The sequence below is a fragment of the Pseudomonas sp. MOIL14HWK12:I1 genome, assembly GCF_000510705.1.
GTDB lineage: Bacteria > Pseudomonadota > Gammaproteobacteria > Pseudomonadales > Pseudomonadaceae > Chryseomonas > Chryseomonas oryzihabitans.
In genome coordinates, this window is sequence record NZ_AZNY01000003.1 from 292,885 (window position 1) to 318,702 (window position 25,818).

General features: G+C 64.5%; 26 protein-coding genes. 14 read left to right on the forward strand and 12 right to left on the reverse strand.

Annotated elements, in window-relative coordinates; translation table 11 throughout:
• Nucleotides 1–4 precede the first annotated feature (4 nt).
• The 9 genes from tssM (at nucleotide 5) to PSEK12I1_RS24505 (ending at nucleotide 10,986) form a co-directional block, all read left to right on the forward strand.
• The gene (gene tssM / locus PSEK12I1_RS0101320) at nucleotides 5–3,436 is read left to right on the forward strand and encodes a type VI secretion system membrane subunit TssM (protein WP_027600449.1); all 3,432 of its coding nucleotides are present in this window, start codon (nucleotides 5–7) and stop codon (nucleotides 3,434–3,436) included.
• Complete coding sequence (locus tag PSEK12I1_RS0101325) at nucleotides 3,436–4,167, forward strand: PP2C family serine/threonine-protein phosphatase (RefSeq protein ID WP_155951392.1); 732 nt, start codon at nucleotides 3,436–3,438, stop codon at nucleotides 4,165–4,167. The genes tssM and PSEK12I1_RS0101325 overlap by 1 nt, the downstream gene beginning before the upstream one ends.
• On the forward strand, nucleotides 4,164–5,129 hold the full coding sequence (locus tag PSEK12I1_RS0101330) for a serine/threonine-protein kinase (protein ID WP_027600451.1): 966 nt from the start codon (nucleotides 4,164–4,166) through the stop codon (nucleotides 5,127–5,129). Before PSEK12I1_RS0101325 ends, PSEK12I1_RS0101330 begins: the two co-directional genes overlap by 4 nt.
• A 27-nt stretch (nucleotides 5,130–5,156) precedes the next feature.
• Nucleotides 5,157–7,196, forward strand: coding sequence for a type VI secretion system tip protein TssI/VgrG (gene tssI / locus PSEK12I1_RS0101335; RefSeq protein WP_027600452.1), 2,040 nt, complete (start codon nucleotides 5,157–5,159; stop codon nucleotides 7,194–7,196).
• A 55-nt stretch (nucleotides 7,197–7,251) separates the two neighbouring features.
• Nucleotides 7,252–8,547 carry an SH3 domain-containing protein gene (locus PSEK12I1_RS23440; protein ID WP_051399171.1) on the forward strand — a complete coding sequence of 432 codons (1,296 nt, stop codon included), beginning with the start codon at nucleotides 7,252–7,254 and terminating at the stop codon, nucleotides 8,545–8,547.
• A 388-nt stretch (nucleotides 8,548–8,935) separates the two neighbouring features.
• Nucleotides 8,936–9,463, forward strand: coding sequence for a glycoside hydrolase family 104 protein (locus PSEK12I1_RS24490; protein WP_155951391.1), 528 nt, complete (start codon nucleotides 8,936–8,938; stop codon nucleotides 9,461–9,463).
• A complete protein-coding gene (locus tag PSEK12I1_RS24495) occupies nucleotides 9,460–9,915 on the forward strand; it encodes a hypothetical protein (RefSeq protein ID WP_155951390.1) in 456 nt (151 codons plus the stop codon). The genes PSEK12I1_RS24490 and PSEK12I1_RS24495 overlap by 4 nt, the downstream gene beginning before the upstream one ends.
• A 355-nt stretch (nucleotides 9,916–10,270) precedes the next feature.
• Nucleotides 10,271–10,576 carry a hypothetical protein gene (locus PSEK12I1_RS24500; RefSeq protein ID WP_152643581.1) on the forward strand — a complete coding sequence of 102 codons (306 nt, stop codon included), beginning with the start codon at nucleotides 10,271–10,273 and terminating at the stop codon, nucleotides 10,574–10,576.
• 53 nt (nucleotides 10,577–10,629) lie between these two features.
• Nucleotides 10,630–10,986 carry a hypothetical protein gene (locus tag PSEK12I1_RS24505; RefSeq protein WP_155951389.1) on the forward strand — a complete coding sequence of 119 codons (357 nt, stop codon included), beginning with the start codon at nucleotides 10,630–10,632 and terminating at the stop codon, nucleotides 10,984–10,986.
• 2 nt (nucleotides 10,987–10,988) lie between these two features.
• On the opposite strand, the gene PSEK12I1_RS0101345 is transcribed toward PSEK12I1_RS24505, so the two are convergent.
• Complete coding sequence (locus PSEK12I1_RS0101345) at nucleotides 10,989–11,660, reverse strand: uracil-DNA glycosylase family protein (protein WP_027600453.1); 672 nt, start codon at nucleotides 11,658–11,660, stop codon at nucleotides 10,989–10,991.
• Nucleotides 11,661–11,799: 139 nt separating this feature from the next.
• Here PSEK12I1_RS0101345 and PSEK12I1_RS0101350 point away from each other — a divergent pair, with 139 nt between their 5' ends.
• Nucleotides 11,800–12,177, forward strand: coding sequence for a glutathione S-transferase N-terminal domain-containing protein (locus tag PSEK12I1_RS0101350; protein ID WP_027600454.1), 378 nt, complete (start codon nucleotides 11,800–11,802; stop codon nucleotides 12,175–12,177).
• A gap of 110 nt (nucleotides 12,178–12,287) precedes the next feature.
• Here the strand turns inward: PSEK12I1_RS0101350 and PSEK12I1_RS0101355 are convergent, their stop codons facing one another.
• The 11 genes from PSEK12I1_RS0101355 to PSEK12I1_RS0101405 form a co-directional block, all read right to left on the reverse strand.
• Nucleotides 12,288–12,836 carry a DUF3299 domain-containing protein gene (locus PSEK12I1_RS0101355; RefSeq protein ID WP_027600455.1) on the reverse strand — a complete coding sequence of 183 codons (549 nt, stop codon included), beginning with the start codon at nucleotides 12,834–12,836 and terminating at the stop codon, nucleotides 12,288–12,290.
• Between the two features lie 167 nt (nucleotides 12,837–13,003).
• Nucleotides 13,004–13,252 (reverse strand): GlsB/YeaQ/YmgE family stress response membrane protein, encoded by a 249-nt coding sequence (locus PSEK12I1_RS0101360; RefSeq protein ID WP_007160058.1) that lies wholly within the window; start codon nucleotides 13,250–13,252, stop codon nucleotides 13,004–13,006.
• Nucleotides 13,253–13,380: 128 nt separating this feature from the next.
• Nucleotides 13,381–14,463, reverse strand: coding sequence for a 5-(carboxyamino)imidazole ribonucleotide synthase (locus PSEK12I1_RS0101365; RefSeq protein ID WP_027600456.1), 1,083 nt, complete (start codon nucleotides 14,461–14,463; stop codon nucleotides 13,381–13,383).
• The gene (purE, locus tag PSEK12I1_RS0101370) at nucleotides 14,460–14,954 is read right to left on the reverse strand and encodes a 5-(carboxyamino)imidazole ribonucleotide mutase (protein ID WP_027598658.1); all 495 of its coding nucleotides are present in this window, start codon (nucleotides 14,952–14,954) and stop codon (nucleotides 14,460–14,462) included. The genes PSEK12I1_RS0101365 and purE overlap by 4 nt, the downstream gene beginning before the upstream one ends.
• 373 nt (nucleotides 14,955–15,327) lie before the next feature.
• On the reverse strand, nucleotides 15,328–16,248 hold the full coding sequence (locus PSEK12I1_RS0101375; protein ID WP_027598659.1) for a dihydrodipicolinate synthase family protein: 921 nt from the start codon (nucleotides 16,246–16,248) through the stop codon (nucleotides 15,328–15,330).
• Nucleotides 16,245–17,036 (reverse strand): AraC family transcriptional regulator, encoded by a 792-nt coding sequence (locus tag PSEK12I1_RS0101380; protein WP_027598660.1) that lies wholly within the window; start codon nucleotides 17,034–17,036, stop codon nucleotides 16,245–16,247. Before PSEK12I1_RS0101380 ends, PSEK12I1_RS0101375 begins: the two co-directional genes overlap by 4 nt.
• On the reverse strand, nucleotides 17,033–18,268 hold the full coding sequence (locus tag PSEK12I1_RS0101385; protein WP_027600457.1) for an FAD/NAD(P)-binding oxidoreductase: 1,236 nt from the start codon (nucleotides 18,266–18,268) through the stop codon (nucleotides 17,033–17,035). The genes PSEK12I1_RS0101380 and PSEK12I1_RS0101385 overlap by 4 nt, the downstream gene beginning before the upstream one ends.
• Nucleotides 18,265–18,501, reverse strand: coding sequence for a (2Fe-2S)-binding protein (locus PSEK12I1_RS0101390; RefSeq protein WP_027600458.1), 237 nt, complete (start codon nucleotides 18,499–18,501; stop codon nucleotides 18,265–18,267). Before PSEK12I1_RS0101390 ends, PSEK12I1_RS0101385 begins: the two co-directional genes overlap by 4 nt.
• Nucleotides 18,495–19,610, reverse strand: a complete 1,116-nt coding sequence (locus PSEK12I1_RS0101395) for an FAD-binding oxidoreductase (protein WP_027600459.1) — start codon at nucleotides 19,608–19,610, stop codon at nucleotides 18,495–18,497. Before PSEK12I1_RS0101395 ends, PSEK12I1_RS0101390 begins: the two co-directional genes overlap by 7 nt.
• Entirely contained in the window at nucleotides 19,607–20,545 is a 939-nt protein-coding gene (locus PSEK12I1_RS0101400) for a 4-hydroxyproline epimerase (protein ID WP_027600460.1), read from the reverse strand. The genes PSEK12I1_RS0101395 and PSEK12I1_RS0101400 overlap by 4 nt, the downstream gene beginning before the upstream one ends.
• Nucleotides 20,546–20,651: 106 nt before the next feature.
• Complete coding sequence (locus tag PSEK12I1_RS0101405; RefSeq protein WP_027600461.1) at nucleotides 20,652–21,557, reverse strand: LysR substrate-binding domain-containing protein; 906 nt, start codon at nucleotides 21,555–21,557, stop codon at nucleotides 20,652–20,654.
• Nucleotides 21,558–21,711: 154 nt separating this feature from the next.
• Between PSEK12I1_RS0101405 and PSEK12I1_RS0101410 the strand changes: the two genes are divergently transcribed.
• From PSEK12I1_RS0101410 to PSEK12I1_RS0101425, 4 genes are all read left to right on the forward strand, one after another.
• Nucleotides 21,712–23,145: an aspartate ammonia-lyase gene (locus tag PSEK12I1_RS0101410; RefSeq protein ID WP_007160068.1), complete on the forward strand. Its 1,434-nt coding sequence runs from the start codon at nucleotides 21,712–21,714 to the stop codon at nucleotides 23,143–23,145.
• A 99-nt stretch (nucleotides 23,146–23,244) separates the two neighbouring features.
• The gene (locus tag PSEK12I1_RS0101415) at nucleotides 23,245–24,246 is read left to right on the forward strand and encodes an AraC family transcriptional regulator (protein WP_027600462.1); all 1,002 of its coding nucleotides are present in this window, start codon (nucleotides 23,245–23,247) and stop codon (nucleotides 24,244–24,246) included.
• A 46-nt stretch (nucleotides 24,247–24,292) separates the two neighbouring features.
• Complete coding sequence (locus tag PSEK12I1_RS0101420) at nucleotides 24,293–24,652, forward strand: cupin domain-containing protein (RefSeq protein WP_037006573.1); 360 nt, start codon at nucleotides 24,293–24,295, stop codon at nucleotides 24,650–24,652.
• Between the two features lie 114 nt (nucleotides 24,653–24,766).
• Nucleotides 24,767–25,798, forward strand: coding sequence for a histone deacetylase family protein (locus PSEK12I1_RS0101425; protein ID WP_027600464.1), 1,032 nt, complete (start codon nucleotides 24,767–24,769; stop codon nucleotides 25,796–25,798).
• Nucleotides 25,799–25,818 lie beyond the last annotated feature (20 nt).

The following is a 25,818-nucleotide window of genomic DNA, read 5'->3' on the forward strand; positions in this document are numbered from 1 at the left end:
ACCCATGAAAGGATTCATCATTGCACTCGGACGCATGCTGCGCCGTCCCTGGACCTGGACGCTGCTCGTGACCCTGGGTCTGGGCGGTCTGGTCTGGACCCTTGGCCCGCTGCTGGCCTTTGCCGGCTACAGCCCCTGGGCCTCGGTCACCCACCGCCTGGCCACCCTCTGCGGTCTGTTCCTAGGCTGGGGCCTGGTCATGGCGCTGCTGCAGGGCTGGCAGCAGCGCAAGCAACGGCAGCGTCTCGCCACCGAAGCGGGCCAGCACGATCAGCTGCGCGCCGAGCGCATCGACGACGAGGCCCACGAACTGGAGTCCCGCGCCCGTGACGCCTACCGCACCCTGCATGGCGCCGGCCTCTATCGGGGCCGCAGCCAGCGCTGGCGGCGCGAACTGCCGCATTACCTACTACTGGGGCCGCAGGGTGCCGGCAAGACCTCGTTGCTGGATTTCTCCGGTCTGGAATTCCCGCTCAATACAGAGCGTTCCCGGTTGACCCGCGATGTCAGCGGCACCCGTCACTGCGACTGGTACTTCGCCGAACAGGGGGTGCTCCTGGACACCGCCGGCCGCTACCTGACCCAGGGCGACGCTCTAGTGGACAGCAGTGCCTGGCAGACCCTGCTGCACCTGCTACGGCGCCAGCGGCGAACGCACCCGCTCAATGGCATTCTCATTGCTATCCCGGTAGCGCAGTTAGCCAGTGGCAACGAAGTCGCCCAGGAAATCCTGGCACGTCAAGTACGCGCCCGCCTGCACGAGGTGGCTCGCGAGCTCAAGGTCGAGGTCCCCGTCTATCTGGTGCTGACCCAGGCGGATCACCTGCCTGGCTTCGACGCCTTCTTCGACGGTCTTTCTCGCGAGGAAAATGAGCAGGTCCTGGGCACCACCTTTCGTGAAGCCCAGAACGGTACCGATCCCGGAGTGCTGCGCCAGGAATTCGAGGAACTGCTGCGCCGCCTCAACAGCCAGGTCATCCCGCGTATCCATCAGGAGCGCGACGGCCAGCGCCGCGGCCAGATCCTCGACTTCCCACATCAGCTGGGTCGTCTGGGCGATGGCCTCGCCCTCTTCGTCGAATTGGCCTTCGCGGGCAATCGCTACCAGCGCGCGGCCCAGTTACGCGGGTTCTACCTGACCAGCACCCCGGCGCTGAGCCAGCCACTCGACGCCCAGACCCAGGGCATCGGCGATCAGCTCGGTCTGCCCAGCAGCCTGCTGCCCCAATACCGTAGCGGCCAGCCACGTTTCATCCGCCAGTTGTTCAGTCGCGTGATCTTTCCCGAGGCGGCTCTGGCTGGCCTGGACCAGCGCGAGCTGCGCCGCCTGAGCTGGGGGCAGCGGGGTCTCTATGCCGCAGCCCTGGCCGGCCTGGCCTTGGGTGCGGCGCTCTGGACCAGCAGCTTCGCCGGCAATCACGCGCGACTGGAGCGCCTGCGCGACCTGGTGCAGCACGGCGTGCAGGCGCGCAGTCAGCTCAAGGCCGACGCCGATGCCCGCGCGGTGCTGCCGATACTGGATAACGCCTATGCCGGCACCCAGGTCTTTCCAGCCGCAGACGCTACGCCGCTGCGCGAACGCACCGGGCTCTATCAAGGAGAGGCCGTACGCCCAGTCACCGAGGCCGCCTATCACCAGGCCCTCGACAACTATCTGCTGCCGCGGCTCAAGGCGCAGCTGGAAGAGCGCATCCGTGGCAGCCTCGGCGACCGGGAGCGGCTGATCGGTCACCTGCGGGCTTACCTGATGCTGCAACTGCCCGAACGCCGCGACGCCCGCACCCTGCGCGATTGGGCCGCCGCCGACTGGTCTCAGCGCTATCCGGGTGACGCCCTCACCCAGAACAGTCTGGATACCCATCTGGCGCGCTTGCTGGAGCAGGGCTTTGACGCCTATCCGGTGGATACCCAGCTGGTGACCCAGGCGCGCCAGGTACTGCGCAGCGAATCCCTGGCCGCGGTGGTCTATCGCATCCTGCGCGACCAGGCCAGCGGCCTGCCGATCTATCGGCTGAGCCAGCAGCTGGGCGCCCAGGCCCTGACCTTCGAAGGCGCCGACTACCCCATCCCCGGGTTCTATACCCGTCAGGGCTATGCGCAGACCTTTTCCACCCAGGGCCTGACCGTGATCCAAGAGCTGACCGCCGACAACTGGGTGCTGGGCGATGGCGACGGCATCACCGGCATGGACCTGCGCCACCTGCAGGTGGAACTCGAGCAACTCTATTTCCGCGACTACGCCAATCAGTGGAGCGATGCGCTCGCCCGGATCACGCTGCAACCCGTGGGCGACGCCAACCAGGGCGCCACCCTGCTGGCCGGGCTCACCTCGGCCAACTCGCCGCTCTTGCAGCTCCTGACCGAAGTCCGCAACAACACCCGCCTCGCCGCGGCGGCCAGCCAGGGTGGAGCCCTGCCGGACACCGCGCGCCGCAGCCTGCAGAGCCGCTTCGAGAATCTGCATCGGCTGCTCGACGACCAGGGCGCTGCAGTGGCCGACCTTGCTCCAGCCATGGCGGCACTCAATGACCTCCAGCAACAACTGGCAGGCCTGGCCCACGCCAGCGCTCCGGAGCAGGCCGCCTTCGAACTGGCCAAGGCGCGCATGGCCGGCAACCGCGACGCACTCAACAGCCTGCGTAGTGCCGCCAGCCGGCTGCCCACCCCGGTCAACGGCTGGCTCGGTCTGCTGGTCGACGACAGCTGGAATCTGATCCTGGCCGGCGCCTACGACTACATCAATGGGCGTTACCAGAGTGAACTGCTGGCGAGCTATCGCAACGGCCTGGACAGGCGTTATCCGTTCAAGGCCGACAGCGAAAGCGATGTCTCTCTGGTCGATTTCCGCGAATTCTTCAAGGCCCAGGGTATCGCCGACAGCTTTTTCGAGACCTATCTGAAGCCCTTCGTGGTTCGCGGCGAGAGCGACGCCTATCGCGCGCGCAGCATTGATGGCCACAGCCTGCCGCTGTCTCGGGACTTCCTCGCCCAGATGAGCCGCACCCAGCAGATCAGGCGCGGCTTCTTTGCCGAGAATCCGGCCGAGCCCGGCATCGTCTTCAAGCTCGAGCCCTATTCGCTGGATCCAAGCCTGACCCGCGCCGACCTCAATATTGGCAAGGAGCGTCTGGAATACCGCCATGGCCCCATCGTCGCCGCCACCTTTCGCTGGCCGCAGAACGATGCCTTGAGGACGACCTTGGTCCTGGAGGAGCTGGGTGGACGCCGCGTGGGCCTGGAGCAGGACGGTAGCGCTTGGTCGCTGTTCCGCCTGCTGGACCGCATGAAGCTGCAACAGCACAGCGCCCGCGACGTGCTGCTGGTACAGGCCGACCTGGAGGGCCGCCATGCCGGCTATCTGCTGTCCAGTCAGCGTTCGCCCAACCCCTTCGACGTGGCCACCCTGCGCGGCTTCAGGCTGCCGGAGCGGCTCTGATGGCGACGGCCCTGAGCATTGCCCGTACCCATCCGGGCAAGGTACGTGCCCATAACGAAGATGCGCTGCCAGAGCGCCCCAGCGACGGCCTTTGGGCGGTGGCCGACGGCATGGGCGGCCATCAGGACGGTGCGCGCGCCAGTCGCCTGGCTATCGAGCGCCTGGCCGAGACGCCTTTGAGCGGTGGGCTCGACCAGCGTCTGGAACAGGTGCGCCGAGTGCTTCACGACATCAATCGACGACTCACCCAGGATCTCACGGTACTGGCCGAAGGTCCCGAGCGCCTGATCGGCACCACGGTCGTGGCGCTGGTGGTCAGTGGAGGCGAGGCGGCCTGCATCTGGGCGGGTGACAGTCGCGCCTATCTCTGGCGTGGCGACCGGCTCTACCAGCTGACCCGCGACCATCGCCTGCTGGAGCGCCTGATCGATGTCGAAGGCCTCAGTCCCCGCCAGGCAGCCCGCCATCCGGGCGCCCGCGCCCTGACCCAGGCGCTGGGTGCCCGGGAGGCCTTGGCCCTGGACATCGTCCGCTTCGGGTTGCAGCCCAGTGACCGCCTGCTGTTGAGCAGCGACGGCCTGCACGATGCCCTGGAAGAGCGCGCCCTGGGCGCCGCACTCTCGCTGCCCTCGCCCGCCCTGGCCCTGGAGCGCCTGCTCGATGGCGTGCTCAAAGGCCCCGCGCGCGACAACCTCACCGCCATCGTCATCCATCTTCGGGAGGCTGCATGAACCTTCAGGATCCAGCCGTCGATGACGGTCTCACCCACTTCGCCTTCGCTTCTCCCAGCACGACGGCTGCTACCCGCCAGCTGGCTCCACTGCCCGATGTGCTGGGCAGCCGCTATCGACTGGAAAGCCTGCTGGGCGTTGGCGGGATGGGCGCCGTCTACCGCGCCCGCGACCTGTTGCGCGAGCAGTATGGTGATCCCGCACCCCAGGTCGCGATCAAGGTGCTCAACGACGACTTCGCCGAGTACGGCGATGCCAACGCCCTGCTCTATGGGGAGTTCGCCCTGACCGTACGGCTGCGCCATCCGCATATCGTTCGCCTGCATGGTTTCGAGATCGACCCTGGCAGCGAGCGCGCCTTCATCACCCTTGAGCTGTTGCGCGGCCCAACGCTCGATGCCCTGCTCTGTGACCGTCCCGAGGGACTCGACTGGACCGAACTGCAGGAGATCGCCCTGCCGCTGCTGGATGCCCTGCAGTTCGCTCACGCCAACGGCGTCCTGCATGGCGATCTCAAGCCCAGCAACGTGATCCTCACGGAGAGCGGTCTGCGCCTGTTCGATTTCGGTCTTGGTCAGCCCTGCGAAGACCTGCTGCCCGGCCTGCCGCGGTTGAGTCGTGGACGCTTCAATGCCTGGACCGTGCGCTACGCCGCGTTCGAATTGCTCGAAGACGGACGGCTGACCCCAGCGGGCGATCTCTATGCCTGCGCCTGCGTGCTCTATGAACTGGCAACCGGCAAGCATCCCTATCGCCGCCTTAGCGCCAAGCAGGCCCGCAGCCTGCAAATCGAACCCGAACGGCCAGCGGCCATGCCTACCGACGCCTGGCAGGTGCTTCGCAAAGCCCTGGAAATCGATCCCGCCCGCCGCCAGCAGGACCTTGGCGAGTGGCGCACCGCGTGGCAGGCGCCGGCGCCTCCGCAGCCGTGGTGGCAGCGTCTGCTCTCGCGTTCCACGTGAAACCTCTCACTGTCAGGAAGACACTCCATGTTCAGCCCCGCCAATGCTCCGCGCTTCACCCTGACCCTGCCGGGCCTGGTCCATGACTTTCAGGTGCTGGCCTTCCATGGGCAGGAAGCCCTCAACGAACCCTATCGTCTGCGGGTGGAAGTCGTCAGCGAAAAGCCCGACTGGGCCCTGGAAGACCTGCTCAACCGTCCCGCCTGGCTTGGCTTGGGCCCTATGGACGTAGGCCTTCACGGACTGCTGGGCGCCATCGTTCAGGGGGACTCAGGACGACGCCTGACCCGCTATCGGCTCGAACTGGTTCCCCGTCTGACCTATCTGGCCCAGCGTACCAACTCCCGGATCTTCCAGAACCTCGCGGTACCCCAGATCCTCGCCAGGTTGCTCGAAGAGCATGGGATCCTGGAGGGTGCCTATCGCCTGGCACTCGGCCCAACGCCCTATCCTGCGCGCGACTACTGCGTGCAGTATGGCGAGAGCGATCTGCACTTCCTCAATCGCCTGTGCGAGGAAGAAGGCATCCACTACCACTTCGAGCACCGGCCTGACGGCGCCGTGCTGGTGTTCGGTGATGACGCCACCAGTTTTCCCCGTCTCGCCGCCACGCCCTATCATCCAGGCAGCGGTCAGGTCGCCGATCATCCCGTCGTGCGCGGACTCGAAGTCGGAGTCCAGACCCGCAGCACCCAGCTGATCCTGCGCGATCAGGATGCCCTGCAGCCCCGGCTGCGCCTGGAAAGCCGCACCGACCTCGAACAGCAGCCGACCTTGGAAAGCTACCGTTTTCCTGCCGGCTTTCGCGATCGGAATCGCGGCAAGCAGCTCAGTGCCCGCGGCCTCGAGGCGTTGCGCGTCGACAGCCAGACAGCCCAGGGCCACGGCGATCAGCCGCGTCTGGCCAGCGGCCACTTCCTACCCCTGACCGAGCATCCCCGCGCAAGCTGGAACCAGTTGTGGCTGCTCACCCGTATCGAGCATCAGGGCCGCCAACCCCAGGTGCTGGAAGAAGGCCTGGGCACCTCTGCACTGCTGAGGCTGCCAGACGACGATGGCTGGAGCCAGGGGTACCGCAATCGTTTCCACGCCATTCCCTGGCAACTGCCCTTTCGCCCTCTGCCTCGTCATGCCAAGCCACGCCTGCTCGGCCAGCAGAGCGCCGTGGTCACCGGCCCGGCTGGAGAAGAGATCCATTGCGACGCCCTGGGTCGGGTCAAGGTCCAGTTTCATTGGGATCGTGAAGGGCAGGCAGACGAACGCACCAGTTGCTGGCTACGGGTAGCCAGCAACTGGGCCGGTAATCGCCAGGGTGCCCTGGCCATCCCGCGGGTCGGCATGGAAGTTCTGGTGGGCTTTCTCGAAGGGGATCCCGACCAGCCCCTGATCCTTGGCTGCCTGTACCACGCCGAGCATCAGCCACCGGTACAACTACCCAGGGACAAGACCCGGAGCACCTTCAAGAGCCTGAGTAGCCCAGGCGGCCAGGGCTACAACGAACTGCGCATCGAGGATCGCCAGGGGCAGGAGGAAATCCACGTCCATGCCCAGCGCGACTGGGATGAACACATCCGCCACGACCACCGTAGCGAGATCGGCCACGAGCGCCATCAGCGTATCCATGGCAACAGCCACAGTGAGCTGCACGCCGAAGAGCACCGCCTCGTCCATAGCCTGCGCAAGGTCGAGGTCAAGGCCAGCGATCACTTGCTGATCGGCGGCAGTCAGCATCTCAAGCTGGGCAGCGGCCAGTTCGTCGAGGCCGGCCAGGAAATCCATATCAAGGCGGGTGATCGTGTCGTCATCGAGGCCGGCACCGAACTTACCCTGACTGCCGGTGGCAGTTTCATCAAGCTCGACCCCAGCGGTATCACCTTGGTCGGTCCCCTGGCTCGCCTGAATGCCGGCGGCGCACCCGGCAAAGGCTCGGGCATCGCCCTGCAGCGACCGCGAGCACCAGGTACCACCCAGCCGGGCACGGCTGGCGATTCAAACCAGCTGGCGCTTGCCAACGAACCGCAGCACCAGGACGCAAGGCCCCAGCGAATGCTCCATTTTTCCGTCTGACCCGGCCACTCGAGGGACCTGCCGCGACGACGCGGCCTCTGCAAAGGACAGCAGCATGACCAGCAACCCCACAGCACCCCAGCCCAAAGTGGAAAACTGGGCCTATCCCTTCAAGGCGAAAGGCGGCCAGGACGTCACCGATCCCCAGCTCTATCAGCAGGCACTCGCCCATGCCCAGGGTGGTACCTATCTGTTGGGTAGTAATGGCCTCTGGCACGGCGGTATCCACTTCGACGAAGGCACCTCAGCCTTTCTGGATCAGTCTCGCATTCACTGCATCGCGGACGGCGAGGTGGTCGCCTATCGTATCGACGACAGGGTTCATCGCTTCGCGCCCGAGGCGGATTCGGAGGGCAAGACCTACTCCACCAGCTTCGTCCTGATACGTCACCGTCTGGAAGCTCCGCAGTTGCCCAACGGCACCGAAACGCCTCCCTCGCTGGTCTTCTTCAGCCTCTACATGCACCTGCTGGACTGGGCCGGCTACGAAGCCAAGCCCACCCTGCCTCGCCCGGCCTTCTGGGGTAACGATCGCTATCGTGTACGGACCCAGGGGGGCAAACTCAATGTTCGCCAAGAGCCGCGCGCTGATGCGCCAGTCCAGGCCGAACTCGCCAACGGTAGCCGGATACGGATTGCCGGAGATGGCGAGTGGTGCGAGATCATCGAGATCCTCGATAACGGCTTGACCCTTCGCCCTAGGCGTACCCAAACCGGCCTGGGCTACGTCGCGCGCCGCTACCTCGAACCGGAAGCCGCGCCCAAGGCACAGAACACCGTAGTTGTCCTGGACCAGCCCTTTCCCATCAAGGCCGGCGCTCTGCTCGGCCACCCAGGCCTATACGAAGGTCGGCAGCAGATCCACCTCGAGACCTTCAGCTGCGACGACGTTCCCGCCTTCATTGAGCGCAGCCGGGCCTGGGCTGCTCGTTTGCCGGAAAGCGAAAGAACCCTGCTGAAAATCCATGCTGGCGCCAGCAAGCTGATCACCCACCGCTCCAATATCGATGCCAACCATCCGCCGCGGATTAGTGATCCAGGCGTACAGGTGGGCGTGGACCTCATCCTCAGCCAGGCTCAACTGGAGACCTTGCCCGCTACCGACAAGGTCGTCGTACCCGCACGAAACGAAGGTGGCATTTGCACGCCGGAAGTGCGCTGGTGGCATCTGAAGGATCGACTGGCGGATGGTGAAGGGAAACCCATTGATGGATGGATTTGCGAGCAGGAGTTGATTACTAGCAGACATAGTCCGTGGGAGTGGGTTGACTATAAGACTTTAGTAGACAATGTTACTCCAGCAGCAAAACTTGCGCGCCACTTAAACACAGCTGAATCCTTTTTCTTATGAAGAAAAAAGAGAATTTGAAAATTTAATTAGCGAAGCCTCCTTAGATCCAACCAGAAAAGAAATTGAAAGTATCCTAAGAAAACAGGACACAGAGAGCAACTCACATTCTTATAAACCCACAAGCTATAAAAAACTCTCACCATACCAAGCTATTTGCAGATTAGCTGTAAGACATAGAACAGAGTGGATCTACGAACCAAATTATTGGGATGATCTAGATAAGCTAGTCGGGAACTTTAAAGAAAATCCGAATTTTGCATGGCAGCAGGAGAAGAGCAAAATAGAAACGATTAGCTGGTGGAGCCAAGTAGCCAGCACAATTCGAACACATATAAAAGATCCGTGGCATTTTCATCCTATAATCCTAATAGAAGCCACACAAAGCGATATGAGAGAACTGAGAGTTCGCGCCTTTATCAGAATGATCAGAGTTGGCGAGGGGACCTCTGGAAAGTCTGGTTACGAAAAACTTTTCGGCGGACAGTCCTTTATAAAGGATTATTCGAAAAACTTCGACAACCATCCAAATATAAAAATAAGGAGACAGGGTTATATATCTTCAGCGGCAGGCGCCTATCAAGTGATGGCGTATACTTGGAACGACAAAGCCATGATAAGAATCCGCGAGAAACTACAGATCAAGGATTTTACACCCGAATCTCAGGACCGGTTTTGCATTGCTCTATTAAGATACAAAATACGATCAAATCCACTTCTAACGATTTGCGATGGAAAAATCGAAGAAGCCATAAAGAAATGCAGTACTGAATGGGCAAGCTTGCCGACTAGCCCTTATGGCCAGCCTGTGAAAACTATGGAAGAGTCTCTCAAGAGCTATGAAATTTTTCTAAAAGAAGAAATTGAAGGCCGAACAGAACTCTATTTAAGGAAAGGTTTTTTGAGTACCTACTTATGAAAAAAATCATCACCAAAAGCATCAAGTTACTATTTCTCACTATACTTTTTAGTGCTTATTCTCTATCAAATGCAGATGAGAAAAATGAGTTTACGGGTCATTGGTCACCTGACTGCGAGGCCCTGCAAGGATTTCAGATAGTTAGCCATAAAGCTGCTGAACTGGAAGTCAACTCCAATCAAATTTATATAAAGACCAAGCTTGCCACTGAAAAAAACGATACAGCTGTTTATTTTGACGAAGTATTGGATCTGGGTTCAGGGGGAATGCAGCTTGACTGGGAAAATTTCTCAAAAGACAAAGCTATCGGCAAAATAAAAAGCTGGTCAGATGAAGAATTTATCTTTGAGTGGGTCGGTTTTTACAATAAAAGAAGCAGCACGACATACTGGAAAGAAAATCCTGATTTTTTCCAAAAGAAAAAAATCGTGTTTTATAAATGCCCACGCTAACCATAAGTGACAACCCCGATTGATAGCTCGTTATGCGCATTCATCTATAGCGAAAGAAAGCTTCAAAGGACTTATCTAATTACTTAGAGTTAATTCAAAGTGACGGCAAACCAAATGCACTCCATCCTACTCGCAGGAAAGCCAAGAAATCGCGAAAAATAAAGCCATCAAGTCAATTATTAACGCTTCCTCAAACACATATACCTGAGTATATTTTAACTTTTCTTGCTTTCACATACGCAGGCGCTGCAACTCAAGAAGCAGCTGCTCGCACAGACAATGGACTTTGCCTACACGAGGAAGATACAATTGTTTGGTTCAAAACAGAAGCAAGCAGAAAACCGCATCTATATGTGTGAACCCTAAAGACAACTATCTTTTTTATAGATATGGAGCTCGAAGCCATATACAGCTGACCTACCCTGCTGAAGCCAGCTCCAGCCCATGGAAAAACTTCTCCTTCAACAGTTATGTAATAGCAAGAAGTGAGACAAATGATCCCAAAGGAGAGTATGGCATCTCCTTTACAAATAACGACTATGAGGCAGGCATTATCATCACTCACAAAGGCGGCGATTACAAAATATTAGGGATGCCCCAAACCCAGAAAGGCTCACTCGCTCGTTTGGAAAAATTTAAAAGCATCTTAAACTATCAGTAGCGCAAAAATTACGGACTCGAACTATAAGCATGCGCAGTGCAACGTACAGAACCATGGCACTATTTGCCTTTATGTCAGCCGTAGATAGTACAAGTGCTAATTTAGAAATAGAACTCAAGCAGCAAAAAGCAGATGAAGACGTTCTAAAATCTCAGTTAGAGATGGCAAGGCGAGACGCTACCACAGCCTACAACAACGCAAAAAAATTCTATGAAGATGATCCAATAATGCAAGCAGAAAAGATTAAAAACCTTGGGGAATCCAGCATCGCATGGGACAATTTCATTGAAAAAACGTGTCTATTCGAAAGCATTGAGAGCTTGGGAACGCGAGCCGAAGAAACCTCCAAGCTAAATTGCCTGATTAAAAAATACAAATCTAAAACCGAGTACCACCTAAACTCCTTATAATTCTATGCGAGAAGCTCTTCTACTCTACTCGCCAGCAACCCAGGAAACCTCGTATACCACGTCTGATTTAAAGGCGACGGATGCGGCAGCGGATAGAGCGTTAGCGTCTTGCGGATGCCCTCCTCCGTTTCCAGGGTGACCTCGATGCTGTTTTCGAAGCGCTCTTCGCTTTTCCAGAAGGCTTCCAGGCGGGCGCGTTCTTCCTTGGATTGGCCGATGCCGAACCAGAGGAAGGCTTCGCGGCCGAGGGTGATGAGTTGGGTGCCGTGCCAGTGCTCTATGAGCAGTCGGCGCATCAGGGGGTGGAAGGTCTTTTTCACCCGTTCCGACCAGGCTTTGTTGCCGAGCGGCTTGTAGGGCACGGTGTTGGCCCAGAAGAATTGCTGGCTCAGGCTGCGGGTGGCTTCGAAGTCGGCCGGGGGCTGGCCGTGCAGGTGGGTATAGAGGACCTTGCGGGCGATCTGGCCGCCGCTGCCGATGAAGGGCTCGCCGTACTTCACCTCGTCCCGCCCTGGATCGCGACCAAAGAAGCCCAGGGGCGCATCGGGATCGCCCAGACCGATGATGGGGTCCAGCGGGTCCTTGGCGAACTGTTCATAGACCGGAAGATCGACACCCGGAAGATCGGCAGCGAGCTGGCGAAAGGCTTCGCGCTCTGCGGAAGACAGCGGCATGCAACAGGTCTCCATCGAGGAATTAATCCCTCTAGTAGAGCCTGCCCTGCGGGTGACGTTCCGTAACGACTGGCGGAGCGGCAGCCCTGGGTCGATAGGGTAAACTGCCCGGCTCGAACGACCCTCAAGGTGAATCGCGTTGATCAATCTGCTACGCAACGGCCTCGGCCAGGTGATCGTCGGCCTGGATCTGGTGACCCGGCCCCGCAAGCTCCAGCGCACTGAGCAGGCTCAGGCTGCCATCGAGGCGGAGCTGGCGAATCTGTCGCTCTATCAGTTCCAGGCCTGCCCCTTCTGTGTGAAGACGCGCCGGGCGCTGCATCGGCTGAACCTGCCGATCCGCCTCAAGGACATCAAGAAGGACCCGCAACTGCGCGCCGAGCTGGAACAGGGCGGTGGCCGGGTGAAGGTGCCCTGCCTGCGGATCGACGAAGGCAGCCAGAGCGTGTGGATGTACGAGTCGGACGACATCATCGCCTATCTGGAGCAGCGCTACGGCAAGCGGCAGCCGGCCTAGGGTCTGCGTGTGATCGTTGGTGGACAAGGCTGCGCCGTTGTCCACGCTACGTTGCCACCTCTGGCTGTTGGGCTGCGACGGTGGAGCTGTCTTAGCCCAACCTACGATCGTCAGAGATCGCTTTCTTCGACCTTGCGGACCTTGCTGGCGTCGAGGGTGTATGACGCCTCGGCCAAGGCGTTGTCGACCGCCTCGGTGTGCAGGGTGCCGATGACCCAGTAGGGCTCGTAGATGTCGGGAAGCGGCACGCCCTTGGGGTAGCGCACCAGCACGATCTGGTTGGGCGGCGGCGGCGGGACGTGGATGCAGGCGCCCGGGTAGGGCACCAGGAAGAATTCGCGGAAATTGCCCTTGGCGTCGGTTTCCAGCGGCACCGGGAATCCCCCCAACCGAACGTTCTTGCCATCCAGGGCGGCCACGGTGCGGGTGGAGTGCATCACCTCGGGCAGGCCGTTGTCCTTCTGCTTGAGCCCGCCCGGTGAGCCGAAACCACCGGGGGCCTCGGGGCTGTTGTGGCTGATCTCGGGCATGGTTTCCAGGGCGTGGCGATCCTCCGCGGTGAGTAGATCGAGCCAGTTGGTTTCCGGGGGTTCGCCCTTGGCGGCATGGGTCAGCAGCGGCAGGCTGGCGAGCAGCAGGGTGATGAGCAGTCTGGGCATGGTCGGCAGGTCGGACGCAAAAGTCCGAGTGTGAGGCGCGCTGGGTCAGGGGTCCAGTCTCCAGGCCGCAAAGCAAAGCCTCGCCCATGAAAAAGCCCCTGGGTCGACGGGCGACACCAGGGGCGAAAACGCTGTGCTACTTGGCTTCGCCGAGGCGAAGCGGCGTCTTAGCGACGCTTGGTCACCATGCCGTAGATGAACAGCACGATGATGGCGCCAACCACGGCACCAATGAAACCTGCGCCTTCACCGGCACGGTAGATGCCCAGAGCCTGGCCCAGGTAGGTGGCGACCACGGAGCCGACGATGCCCAGGATGATGGTCATGATCCAGCCCATGCTGTCGTCGCCCGGCTTCAGGAAGCGGGCAACCAGGCCGACGATGAGACCGATGATGATGGTTGCGATGATGCCCATGTGAAGAATCCCCTGTTTGAGTGCTGGTAAGACAACGCCGGTCAGCAGGCGTCGTTGTAGTCTCCGACCACCGGTGATCCGTCGAGGTTCAGGGGAAAACGGCTTCCGTGTGCGGAAGCCGTCTGGCATCAATCCTGGATCAGGGCTTCCAGGGCGGCGATGCGGGTCTGCAGGGTCGCGGCATCGGCGCTGCGCAGGGTGGCGTGACCGACCTTGCGCCCGGCCTTGAAGGCCTTGCCGTAGTGGTGCAGGTGGCAGTCTTCCAGGGCGGTGACGGCGGCCACCGGCGGTACCGAGCCGATGAAGTTGACCATGGCGCTCTCGCCAACCTTGGCGGTGGAGCCCAGCGGCAGGCCGGCCACGGCGCGCAGGTGGTTCTCGAACTGGCTGCACTCGGCGCCTTCGATGGTCCAGTGCCCGGAGTTGTGCACGCGCGGGGCGATCTCATTGGCTTTCAGCCCACCCTCGACCTCGAAGAACTCGAAAGCCAGCACGCCGACGTAGTCGAGCTGCTCCAGCACGCGGCGGGCATAGTCTTCGGCCAGGGCCTGCAGCGGATGGTCGGAGCTGGCCACCGACAGGCGCAGGATGCCGCTCTCGTGGGTGTTGTGCACCAGCGGGTAGCAGGCGACCTCGCCATCACGACCGCGCACCGTGACCAGGGAGACCTCGCCAGTGAAGGGCACGAAGCCTTCCAGCAGCAGGGGCACGCTGCCCAGCTCGGCGAAGGCGTTGGTGACGTCTTCCGGCTGGCGCAGGACCTTCTGGCCCTTGCCGTCGTAGCCCAGGGTGCGGGTCTTGAGCACCGCCGGCAGGCCGATACGGGCCACGGCAGCGTCCAGGTCGGCCTGGGAGAGGACGTCGGCGAAGGCCGGGGTGGGGATCCCCAGGTCGCGGAACATGGACTTCTCGAACAGGCGGTCACGGGCGATGCGCAGGGCTTCGGCGGACGGATAGACCGGCACGAATCGCGAGAGAAAGGCCACGGTCTCGGCCGGGACGCTCTCGAATTCGAAGGTCACCAGATCGACCTCGTCGGCCAGCTGGCGCAGGTGATCCTGGTCGCCGTAGTCGGCGCGCAGGTGTTCGCCCAGGGCGGCGGCGCAGGCGTCAGGCGCCGGATCGAGAAAGGCGAAGTTCATGCCCAGCGGCGTGCCGGCCAGGGCGAGCATGCGGCCCAGCTGGCCGCCACCGATGACGCCGATCTTCATGCCTGCTCCCTCGGATCGGGATTGTCCAGCACGGTGCGGGTCTGCTCTTCGCGAAAGGCGTTGAGCCGCTCGTGGTATTCGGGGTACTTGCCGCCGAGAATGCTGGCGGACAGCAGCGCGGCGTTGATGGCGCCGGCCTTGCCGATGGCCAGGGTGGCGACCGGTACACCGGCCGGCATCTGCACGATGGACAGCAGGGAGTCGACGCCCGAGAGCATGGACGACTGCACCGGCACGCCCAGCACCGGCAGGTGGGTCTTGGCAGCGCACATGCCCGGCAGGTGGGCGGCGCCGCCGGCCCCGGCGATGATCACCTCGATACCGCGCCCGGCGGCCTCTTCGGCGTACTGGAACAGCAGATCGGGGGTGCGGTGGGCGGAGACCACCTTCACTTCGTGGGGAATGCCCAGCTTGTCCAGCATGTCGGCGGTGTGGCTCAGGGTGGACCAGTCGGACTTGGAGCCCATGATCACGCCTACGAGTGCGCTCATCGTCGTGCCTCTGAAATGAAGAAGCCACGCGGTGGACGTGGCTTGGGAAATGAGCGGCCTAGTATAGACGAAAGCGGGGCGGAGCGTGCCCCTGCGCCGGGTATCGCCTGTCGGTTGGAGGACAGGCTGTGGCGCTCACGGGACGGGTGGTGGTGTGGGGCGAGAGGTGCGGGCTAGATGCCTGGACGCTTGAGGTGGGATCGCGCTAGAGAGCGCCCTCACCCCGGCCCTTTCCCGCAGGCAGGAGAGGGGGTGGATTGGCGCGGCGTGAGGGGTGGTTTTTATCGCGGCCATGGGCCGCTCCTACAGTCGTATCTGAACCTGTAAGAGCGGCCACGTCGGCGGACCGCCATGGCCGCGATAAGGCCTTGCCTCAGATCCCCACGTCAGGCAACTGCGGGCGGGTTTCCAGGGCCTTGGCCATCAGGCGTTCGACGAAGGCGCGGTCCGCGTCGGGCAGGGCCAGGCGTGGCGGACGGGTCAGGGCGCTGCCGCGGCCGGCGAGTTCTTCGCAGAGCTTGATGCACTGCACCAGGTCCGGGCGGGCATCCAGGTGCAGCAGCGGCATGAACCATTCGTAGAGCGGCATGGCCTCGGCGAAGCGACCGGCCTTGGCCAGGCGGAAGATGGTTTCGCCTTCGGTGGGGAAGATGTTGGACATGCCCGAGACCCAGCCTTCGGCGCCCACGGCGATGCTTTCCAGCACCACGTCGTCGAGACCGGCGAAGAGCACGAAGCGGTCACCCACCTCGTTGCGCACGTCGATGAAGCGACGGGTGTCGCCGGAGGAATCCTTGAAGCAGACGATGTTGTCGACGTCGGCCAGGGAGATGAGGATGTCCGGGGTGACATCGTTCTTATAGATCGGCGGGTTGTTGTAGACCATCAGCGGCAGGTCGAGGGCGCTGGCCACGCTGCGGAAGTGGGCGGCGGTCTCGTGGGGCTTGGCCGAGTAGACCAGGGCCGGCATGAGCATGATGCCGTCGGCGCCGGCGCGACCGACCGCCTGGGCGGTGCGGGTGGCATTGAGGCTGGTGAATTCGGCCACGCCGCAGATCACCGGTACGCGACCACCGGCGGCGTCCTTGGCGACCTCCACCAGGGAGATCTTTTCTTCCAGGGTCAGGGAGGTGTTCTCGCCCACGGTGCCGCACATCACCAGGCCGGAGACGCCATCGCGCACCAGGTTGCTGATCACGCCATGGGTCTTTTCCAGGTTGACCGAGAAGTCGTCGTTGAATTGGGTGGTGACGGCGGGAAAGACGCCGCTCCAGTTGACGCGGGGAGTGCTCATGCGGGGGTTTCCTCCAGACGGGAACGGGGCTTGAGAGAGTCGCGGTATTGCCGGGGCGACAGGCCGGTGAGACGGCGGAACTGACGGCTGAAGGCGCTGTGGTCGGTATAGCCACAGGCCAGGGCCACCTCGGTGACGGGCAGGTCGCGGGCCAGCAGGCGCGAGGCGGCGTCGAGCCGGGCCTTGTGCAGCAACTGCTGGGGCGTGAGGCGCAGGATGCGCTTGCACTGGCGTTCGAGCTGGGAGACCGACAGGCCGACCCTCTGACTCAGTTCGCCTACCGAGAGCGGCTGGGCATAGTGCTCGCGCAGATAGCGATCGACCTCGGCCACCTTGGCGTGGGCCGGATGATCGGCGGCCGGAGCCTGGAGATCGTGGGAGATGCCCGCCATGCCCATCAGCCGGCCCTGGGCGTCGTGCAGTGGCAGCTTGCGGGTCAGGCACCAGCCCGGGGTACGACCGGCGTAGAGGTGCAATTCCAGTTGATCGTCCAGCGCCAGGCCTTCGCGCAGCACGCGGCGATCCTGTTCGGCGTAGGCGCCGCCCAGGGGGGCGGGAAAGACTTCCTCGGCGGTCCGGCCGAGCAACTCGCTGACGTCCTCGAAGCCGCAGCGCTGGGCCAGGGTCAGGTTGACCAGCACATAGCGCGCCTCCAGATCCTTGACGAAGAACACCACGCCGGGGATGGCGTCGAGCAGCGGCGCCACCAGGCTCAGGCTGGCGAGCAGCGCGGGCAGGTCGGCGGGCCGGGCGCGGCTCAGGGCGTCCAGGTGGGCGGCGGCGTTCATCTCTCGTCCTCGGTCAGGGCCAGCAGGCTGTCGATACGGGTGGGTTGCAGGGGAAAGCGCGGCGCCGGGGGCGTCCAGCCCAGCAAGACGCGGGTGGCCTGGCCGCAGATGCGGCCCTGGCAGGCGCCCATGCCGCAGCGGCTGCGCAGCTTGGCCTGGGTCCAGTCGGCATGGCCGACCAGGGCGCCGAGGGCGACGTCTTCGCAGCGGCAGACCAGGGTATCCGGCTGGGCCAGCCGGGCAATGGCCGGATTCAGGGCGAAGGTGCGAGCCAGTTGGGCGACGAAGCGGCGCCAGGCCCGGGCTTCGGCCTGCACGGGGGCCACGGCGTCAAGCTGGCTGCTGGCGACCAGACCAGCGATACGACCGGTGGCCTGGGCCAGTTCGTTGCCGCCGATGCCGGTGCATTCGCCGGCGGCCAGGATGTGCGGCTGGCCGGTGCGCTGCTGGTCATCTACCGCCACCGCGCCATCCAGGGTCGCACAGCCAAGGCTCTGGGCCAGTTCGACATTGGGCACCAGGCCATAGCCACAGGCCAGGCGATCGCAGGCGATCTCCCAGCGACGCTCGCCCTGGCGCAGGCGTACGGCTTCGAGACGGTCGGTACCGAGCGCCGCCTCGACCCAGGTGCCGGGGCTATAGCGGGGGGTGGCCAAGGTCAGCGCCTGGCGCAACTTGTTGGGCCAGCGCCAGAGCTGCAGACCGAACTCGAGTACCGCTCGGCGCCCGGCCTGTTCGGCGACCAGGGCGACCCGGGCACCCGCCTGGCGCGCGGTGGCGGCGCTGGCCAGCAGCAGCGGACCGGTACCGGCGACCACCAGGCGCTCGTCGGCCACCTCCACGCCACCCTTGATCAGCGCCTGCAGACCACCCGCGCCGGTCACTCCGGGCAGGGTCCAGCCAGGGAACGGCAACAGCAGTTCGCGGGCACCGGTGCAGAGGATCAGGGTGTGGAAATCCAGGGTACGGCTGCCGTGGGCGTCTTCCAGCAGCAGCTGGTGTGAGCCCAGGACCGCGGCGACGCGGGTCTGGGTAAGCAGGGTGACGTCTGCCGGCAATTGACCGACTTCGGCGGCGACCTGGCCCGCACGAGCGCGCCAGATCTGACCACCGGGCAAGGGATTGTCGTCCAGCAGCACCAGGTTCAGGCCCCGACCACTGGCGGCGCGGGCGGCGGCGAGACCGGCCGGGCCGGCGCCGATGATGAGCAGATCGCAGCGCGTGGCGTTCATGACAGGCGCTCCACCTGCATGCCGTCCTGGCACGGCGTCTGGCAGGCCAGGCGGCGCACGCCGTCGACCTGTACCCGGCATTCCTGGCAGATGCCCATGCCGCAGAAAGGGGCCCGGGCTTCTCCGCCTACCGAACGGCGCGCGGCGGGGTTGCCGCTCTTGGCCAGGGCCGCGGTGAGCAGACTGCCGGGACGGATCTCCAGGCGCTCGCCATCGATAAACAGGGTCAGCATGCCAGGCTCCTCGGGGTGGTCGCGAAGCGAGCCGGTGCGAAGGGTTCCACGTGGAACGTGGAACCCTCGTCGAACAGTCCGTTGACGATGGCTTCGGCGGTCGCCGGCGCGGTGGTGACGCCCAGGCCCTCGTGACCGACCGCCAGCCACAGACCGGGCTGATCGGGATGGGCGCCGATCAGCGGCAAGCCATCGGGACTGGCGGCGCGCTGGCCGGTCCAGCCGCGGATCAGCGAGGTATGGGTCAGACCGGGCAGGAAATCCAGGGCGCGGCGCAGCAGCTGGCCGACCACCGCAGGTTCCACGGCCATGTCCGGACGCTCGAACTGGCGCGACGAGCCGATCAGCAACTGGCCGGTGGGGCGCGGCTGGACATTGAAGGCCACCGAGGCACCACTGCTGGCATGGGCGCTGGCGCCGTAGCCGATCTCCACCAGCTGGTGGCGGACCTGCTCGGGATAGCGGTCGGTGATCAGCAGATGGCCCTTCTTGGGCACCAGCGGCAGGTCCGGGCAGAGACTGGCGGCCTGCAGGCCGGCGGCGAGCACCACGGCGTCGGCGGTCAGCCAGCGCCCGTCATCCAGGCGCACCCGTCTGCCTTCGACGGCGCTTACCCGGGCACGCTGGAATTCGATCAGCGGCGAGCGTTGCAGCAGCCAGGCGGCCACCACGGGTGCATAGAGCAGGCCGTCGCCGGGCACCTCCAGGCTACCAGCCAGGGCGGTCAAGGCCGGTTCCGCCGCGGCGGTCGCCGCAGCGTTCAGCGGCTGGTTGGCGACGCCCTGGGCGTCCAGGCGCTGGCGCTTCGCCTCGATCAGATCCAGCTCGGCGGCATCGCGGGCCAGCCAGAGGGTGCCGCAGTTGCGGTAGTCGGCGGCGGCTGGCAACTGGGGCACAAGCTCGCGCCAGAGCGCCAGGGAGCGTGCGCTCAGGGTCAATTCGGCGGGGTCGTCGTCCATCACCACCAGGTGGCCCATGCCGGCGGCGGAGGCGCCAGGCAGGCCGGCGTCCAGCACCCGCACGCGACAGCCGCGCGCGGCCAGGGCCGCGGCGCAACTGGCCCCGACGATGCCGGCGCCGACGACGAGGACGTCCGCCACCTGCTTCACCCCGGAATACCCCAGGCGAAGGGATCGTCCGCGGCCAGCAGCAGGGTGGCTTCGGCCATGACATGGGCGCGGCCGCGGATCACCGGCAGGATGCGGCCTTCGTCGCCGGGCTGATAATGGGCTTCGAAACGGCTGCCGATGACGCTCGCCTGCTGCCAGACGGCGCCAGGGGCCAGGTCGCCATCGGCCGCGAGACAGGCCAGCTTGGCGCTGGTGCCGGTGCCGCAGGGCGAACGGTCGTAGGCACGGCCCGGGCAGAGCACATAGCTGCGACTGTCGGCGCCGTCCGGATCCTCGGCGAAGAGTTCGATGTGATCAATGTGCCCGCCCTGCTCGCCGGTGATGCCGGCGGCCTCCAGGGCGCCACGCAGGGCCAGGCTGAAGGTGAGCAGGCCGTCGAGATTGTCGGCGGCGATGCGCTGGCCGTGATCGGCACAGAGAAAGAACCAGTTGCCACCCCAGGCGATGTCGCCGGTGACCGGGCCATGGCCGGGAATCTCCAACTGGACGGCGTGGCGATAGCGATAGGCCGGGACGTTGCGCACGCTGACGCTGCCATCGTCATGCAGGGTGGCGGTGACGTCGCCGACCGGGGTCTCGATCAGGTGATCGCCGGGGCCGATCCGGCCGAGATGGGCCAGGGAGACCACCAGGCCGATGGTGCCGTGACCACACATGCCCAGATAGCCGACCTCGTTGAAGAACACCACGCCAGCACTGGCCGCAGGCGATACCGGCTCGCAGAGCAGCGCCCCGACCAGCACCTCGTTGCCGCGCGGTTCGCGCATGCAGGCCTGGCGGAAGGCGTCGTGCTCGCCGGCCAGACGGCTGCGGCGTTCGGCCATGCTGCCGTGGCCGAGCTCGGGAAAACCATCCAGCACCAGGCGCGTGGGTTCACCGCCGGTGTGGGAGTCGATGACGCGGATGCGCTGCATGGCTGACCTCCGTGAGAGAGAGGCCAGTGTCGCGCAGATCGGCACAAAAGGCTTGCAGGACGTCGGCTAGCCAAAAGCCGATATCAGCACAATCAGGGCTAGATGTTCAGCTCGAGGGCCCCTGCTTTTCAAGATGTCGCCAGACCTGCTGCACCAGCCGCTTGCGCAACAGGGCACAGCGGTAGAGGCGGATCTCCAGGCCGACCTGCCAGGCGGCATCGCCGCAGATGGCCAGTTCGCCGCGAGCCAGTTCCGCGGCCACCGACAGCTGCGGCACCCAGGCCACGCCCAGGCCCTGCAGCGCCATGGTCTTGAGACTGTCGGCCATGGCGGTTTCGTAGAGGGTCACGGCGCGCAACTTGCGCTGGCGCAGCAGGAGATTCACCGAGCGACCAAGGAAGGCGCCGGCGCTGTAGGCCAGCAGCGGCACACTGCTTTGCCCGTCGAGCTGGAACAGGGGTCGTCCTTCGCTATCGGTGGCGCAGACCGGCAGCATGGCGGTGTGCGCCAGGTGCAGCGAAGGGAACAGCTCCGGGTCCATCTGCAGGGCGGCATCAGGATCGTGGAAGGCCAGCATCAGGTCGCAGGCGCCGTCGCGCAGGGCGTGGATGGCATCACCGACGTTGGTGGCCACCAGCCGACTGGCCAGGGCCAGGCCCTGGCCGCGCAGGCCGGCGATCCACTGCGGAAAGAAGCCCAAGGCCAGGGAGTGCGCGGCGGCGAATTGCAGCACCTCGCCCTGCCCGCCTTCGAGATGGTGCAGGTGGCGCACCGTCTCGCCCAGCTGCTCCACCACGCTGCGCGCCGTGACCAGGAACAGTTGCCCGGCCTCGGTGAGGCTGACCGGGGTGTGGGATCTGTCCACCAGGGTCAGGCCGACGCTTTCCTCCAGGGCGCGGATGCGCCGGCTGAAGGCGGGCTGGGTGACGAAACGCTTTTCGGCGGCCTGGGAAAAACTGTAGGTGGCCGCCAGGGCCACGAAGTCTTCCAGCCATTTGAATTCGATGTTCATGGCACCCATACGTCATCTGATCTCGTGAGGTCACAACCCGAGTTATGCCGATCCGGCATGAGGCTTGGCGGATCGGCATTGGCCGAGATCGGCTGGCAAGCCTAGATTCTAGGGCATCGCGGCGCCCGCCGCTCGATCGAAGCCCAACGCTATCATGTCCGACTCTGCATCATCCGTCCGCCTCGAAAAAGATCTCCTCGGTACCCTCGAAGTCCCTGCCGATGCCTACTACGGCATCCAGACCCTGCGCGCCGTGCAGAACTTCCGCCTCTCCGGCGTGCCCCTCGGTCACTACCCCAAGCTGGTGGTGGCCCTGGCCATGGTCAAGCAGGCGGCGGCCGACGCCAACCACCGACTGGGCCATCTGCCCGCGGAAAAGCACCAGGCGATCAATGACGCCTGCTCGCGCATCATTCGCGGCGAATTCCACGACCAGTTCGTGGTGGACATGATCCAGGGTGGGGCCGGCACCTCGACCAACATGAACGCCAACGAGGTGATCGCCAACGTGGCCCTGGAGCTGCTCGGCCACGCCAAGGGCGAGTATCGCCACCTGCACCCGAACAACGACGTCAACATGGCGCAGTCGACCAACGACGCCTACCCCACCGCCATTCGCCTGGGCCTGCTGCTCGGCCATGACGCCCTGCTCGCCAGCCTGGACAGCCTGATCACCGCCTTCGCCGCCAAGGGCGTGGAATTCGCCGAGGTGCTGAAGATGGGTCGTACCCAGCTGCAGGACGCGGTGCCCATGACCCTCGGCCAGGAATTCCATGCCTTCGCCACCACCCTGGGTGAAGACCTGGCACGCCTCAAGAGCCTGGCGCCGGAGCTGCTCACCGAGGTCAACCTGGGCGGCACCGCCATCGGCACCGGCATCAATGCCGACCCCGGCTACCAGCTGCTGGCCGTGCAGCGCCTGGCGGAAATCAGCGGCCAGCCGCTGACCCCGGCCGCCGACCTGATCGAGGCCACCTCGGACATGGGCGCCTTCGTGCTGTTCTCCGGCATGCTCAAGCGCACCGCGGTGAAGCTGTCGAAGATCTGCAACGACCTGCGCCTGCTCTCCAGCGGCCCGCGCACCGGCATCAACGAGATCAACCTGCCGCCGCGCCAGCCGGGCAGCTCCATCATGCCGGGCAAGGTCAATCCGGTGATCCCCGAGGCGGTCAACCAGGTGGCCTTCGAGATCATCGGCAACGACCTGGCCCTGACCCTGGCGGCCGAGGGCGGCCAGTTGCAGCTCAACGTCATGGAGCCCCTGATCGCCTACAAGATCTTCGACTCCATCCGTCTGCTGCAGCGCGCCATGGACATGCTGCGCGAGCACTGCATCACCGGTATCACCGCCAACGTCGAGCACTGCCGCCGCCAGGTGGAGCACTCCATCGGCCTGGTCACCGCACTCAACCCCTACCTCGGCTACGAGACCTCCACCCGCATCGCCAAGACGGCGCTGGAAACCGGTCGTGGCGTGCTGGAGCTGGTGCGCGAGGAGAATCTGCTGGACGAGGCGACCTTGGACGACATCCTGCGCCCGGAAAACATGATCGCCCCGCGACTGGTACCGCTGAAAGCCAAGGTCTGAGTCCCGCACGCCAGACCTGAGCGGTAACCGACGGCAACTCCCCGCGGGCGCGGTATCCTTCTTGCTTGGAAGGCTGCCACCGCCCCGGGGAGTTTTCGTATGCGTCAGTCCGGTCTGATCAATCTCAACCTGGTGTCCTTGGTGCTCCAGCAACTGGCCGCCGACACGCCCGCCCGGGCGGCGCCCCTGCTGGCCGGCAGCGGCCTGCGACTGGACGACCTCGAACAGCCCCATAGGCTCATCACCCTGGCCCAGGAACAGCGGGTCATCGCCAACGCCCTGCCGGTGGCACCGCCCGAACTGGGGCTGCTGCTGGGCTGGCGGCTGCGTGTCTCCGGCTACGGCCTGCTCGGCTATGCCCTGCTCAGCGCCCCGACCCTGGGCGCCGCGCTGCAGGCGGCCCTGGCCCACCAAAGCCTGCTGGGCGCCTATTTCACCCTGCGCCTGGAGCGCCACGGCGAATTGGCCTGGCTCAGGGCCGACGACCATCCCTTCGCCCCGGAGCTGGAGCGCTGCAACGCCGAGTGCTGTCTGGCCTCGCTCCTGGCGATCTGCTGCGACCTCCTGGGTACGTCCCTGCCGCTGGTGCAGGTGGCCTTTCGGCACGCCGAGCCGGTCTATCGCGCGCGCTATGGCGACTGCTTCGGCGCCACGCCCCTGGCCTTCGCCGCCGCCTTCAACGGCCTGGCCTTTCCCGCTGCCTGGCTTGATCGCGGACTGCCACTGGCCGATCCGGTGACCCATCGCGACGCCCTGGAGCAGTGCGGGCGCCTCGCCCCCGAACAGGATCGTCAGCGCGCCCTGCTCGCCCGCATCCGCACTCTGCTGGGTGCCGACCTGGCGGCCCCACCCTCCTTCGCGGCCCTGGCCGGCCACCTCGGCATGGCACCGCGCAGCCTGCGTCGCCACCTGCAGGCCGGCGGCAGCAGCTATCAACGGTTGCTGGATGAGTTGCGCTTCGCGCGGGCGCGCGACCTGCTGGCCCAGGAGCGGCTGCCCATCTATCGCATCGCCGAGGCGATGGGTTTCAGCGAGACGGCCAGCTTCCGCCATGCCTTCCGCCGCTGGAGCGGCCAGTCGCCGCGGGGTTATCGACTCTAGCGGCCGGCGTATGCTGAGCGCTTCCCGTCCCCATGGAGGATTCCCCATGCCCTCGCTGACCCTGCTCGCGGACCGCGGCCAACCCACCGATCAATACCGCCTGCCGGCGGAAAAACGCCTGGAGGGCGATCCGCTGCAGAGCCTCTGGCTCGACTACGAGGATGGCAGCGGCGTGTTCGCCGTCGGCCATTGGCACAGCGAGGTGGGCAAGTGGCGGGTGAACTACACCGAAGAGGAGTACTGCCAGATCCTCGAAGGGGTGAGTCTGGTCACCGATGACCAGGGCCACGCCACCCGTCTCGGGCCCGGCAGCAGCTTTGTCGTGCCGCGCGGCTTCCAGGGCACCTGGGAGGTGCTGGAGCCGACCCTGAAGCGCTTCGTGGTCTACGAAGCCAAGGGCACCTGATGGCCGACGCCGGGCGCAATCTGGCCGGATCTATCCCCTTTTGGCCGCAGCGCCTCTCGTCGCGGGCCGCCGGGCTGGCAAGAATCTGGAGAGAGCCCGCCGCCCGGAGTCGCCATGCGCATCCACCACAGTCCCGATCACGCCCTGCATCACGGCCGCTGCGAATTGATCGATGGCCAGTTGCAGCCCTGTTTCGAAAAGCCCCAGCGCGTCGAATTCATCCTCGCCGAGTGTCACCGTAGGCAGCTCGGCGAGGTGGTGCCGCCCAGGGACTTCGGCCGGGCGCCACTGGCACGCATCCACAGCACGGCCTATCTCGACTTTCTCGCCGGCGCCTGGGACGAATGGGCGGCCCGCGGCGAGACCGTGGACCTGCTGCCCTATACCTGGCCGGCGCGCACCCTGCGCCAGGTACTGCCGCCCACCAGCCTGCACGGGCGCCTGGGTTACTACAGCTTCGACGGCGGCGCGCCCATCACCGCCGGCACCTGGCAGGCCGCCTACAGCGCCGCCCAGGTGGCCTTGAGTGCCGGAGCCGAGGTCGCCGCAGGTGCCCGCAGCGCCTTCGCCCTCTGCCGCCCGCCGGGCCACCACGCCGCCGCCGATGTCATGGGCGGCTACTGCTATCTGAACAACGCCGCCATCGCCGCCCAGGCCGCCCTCGACGGCGGCGCCCGGCGGGTGGCCATCCTCGATGTCGACTACCACCACGGCAACGGCACCCAGGACATCTTCTATGCGCGCGACGATGTGCTGTTCCTCTCGCTGCACGGCGATCCGGGTTTCGAGTTCCCCTTCTTCCTCGGCTATGCCGACGAGACCGGCAGCGGGGCGGGCCAGGGCTTCAACCTCAATCTGCCGCTGCCCGCCGGCAGCGCCTGGGACAGCTGGAGCGCCGCCCTGGAGGTAGCGCTGGCGCGCGTGCAGGACTATGCCCCGGACCTGCTGCTGGTCTCCCTGGGCGTGGATACCTTCAAGGCCGATCCCATTTCCCAGTTCAAGCTGGAGAGCGACGACTACCTGCGCCTGGGCGAACGCCTGGCGCGGCTCGGCCTGCCGACCCTGTTCGTCATGGAAGGCGGTTACGCCGTGGCGGAGATCGGCATCAACACGGTGAATGTCCTGGCCGCCTTCGACGGCGCCTGATCCCTATCGCGAGGAATCCG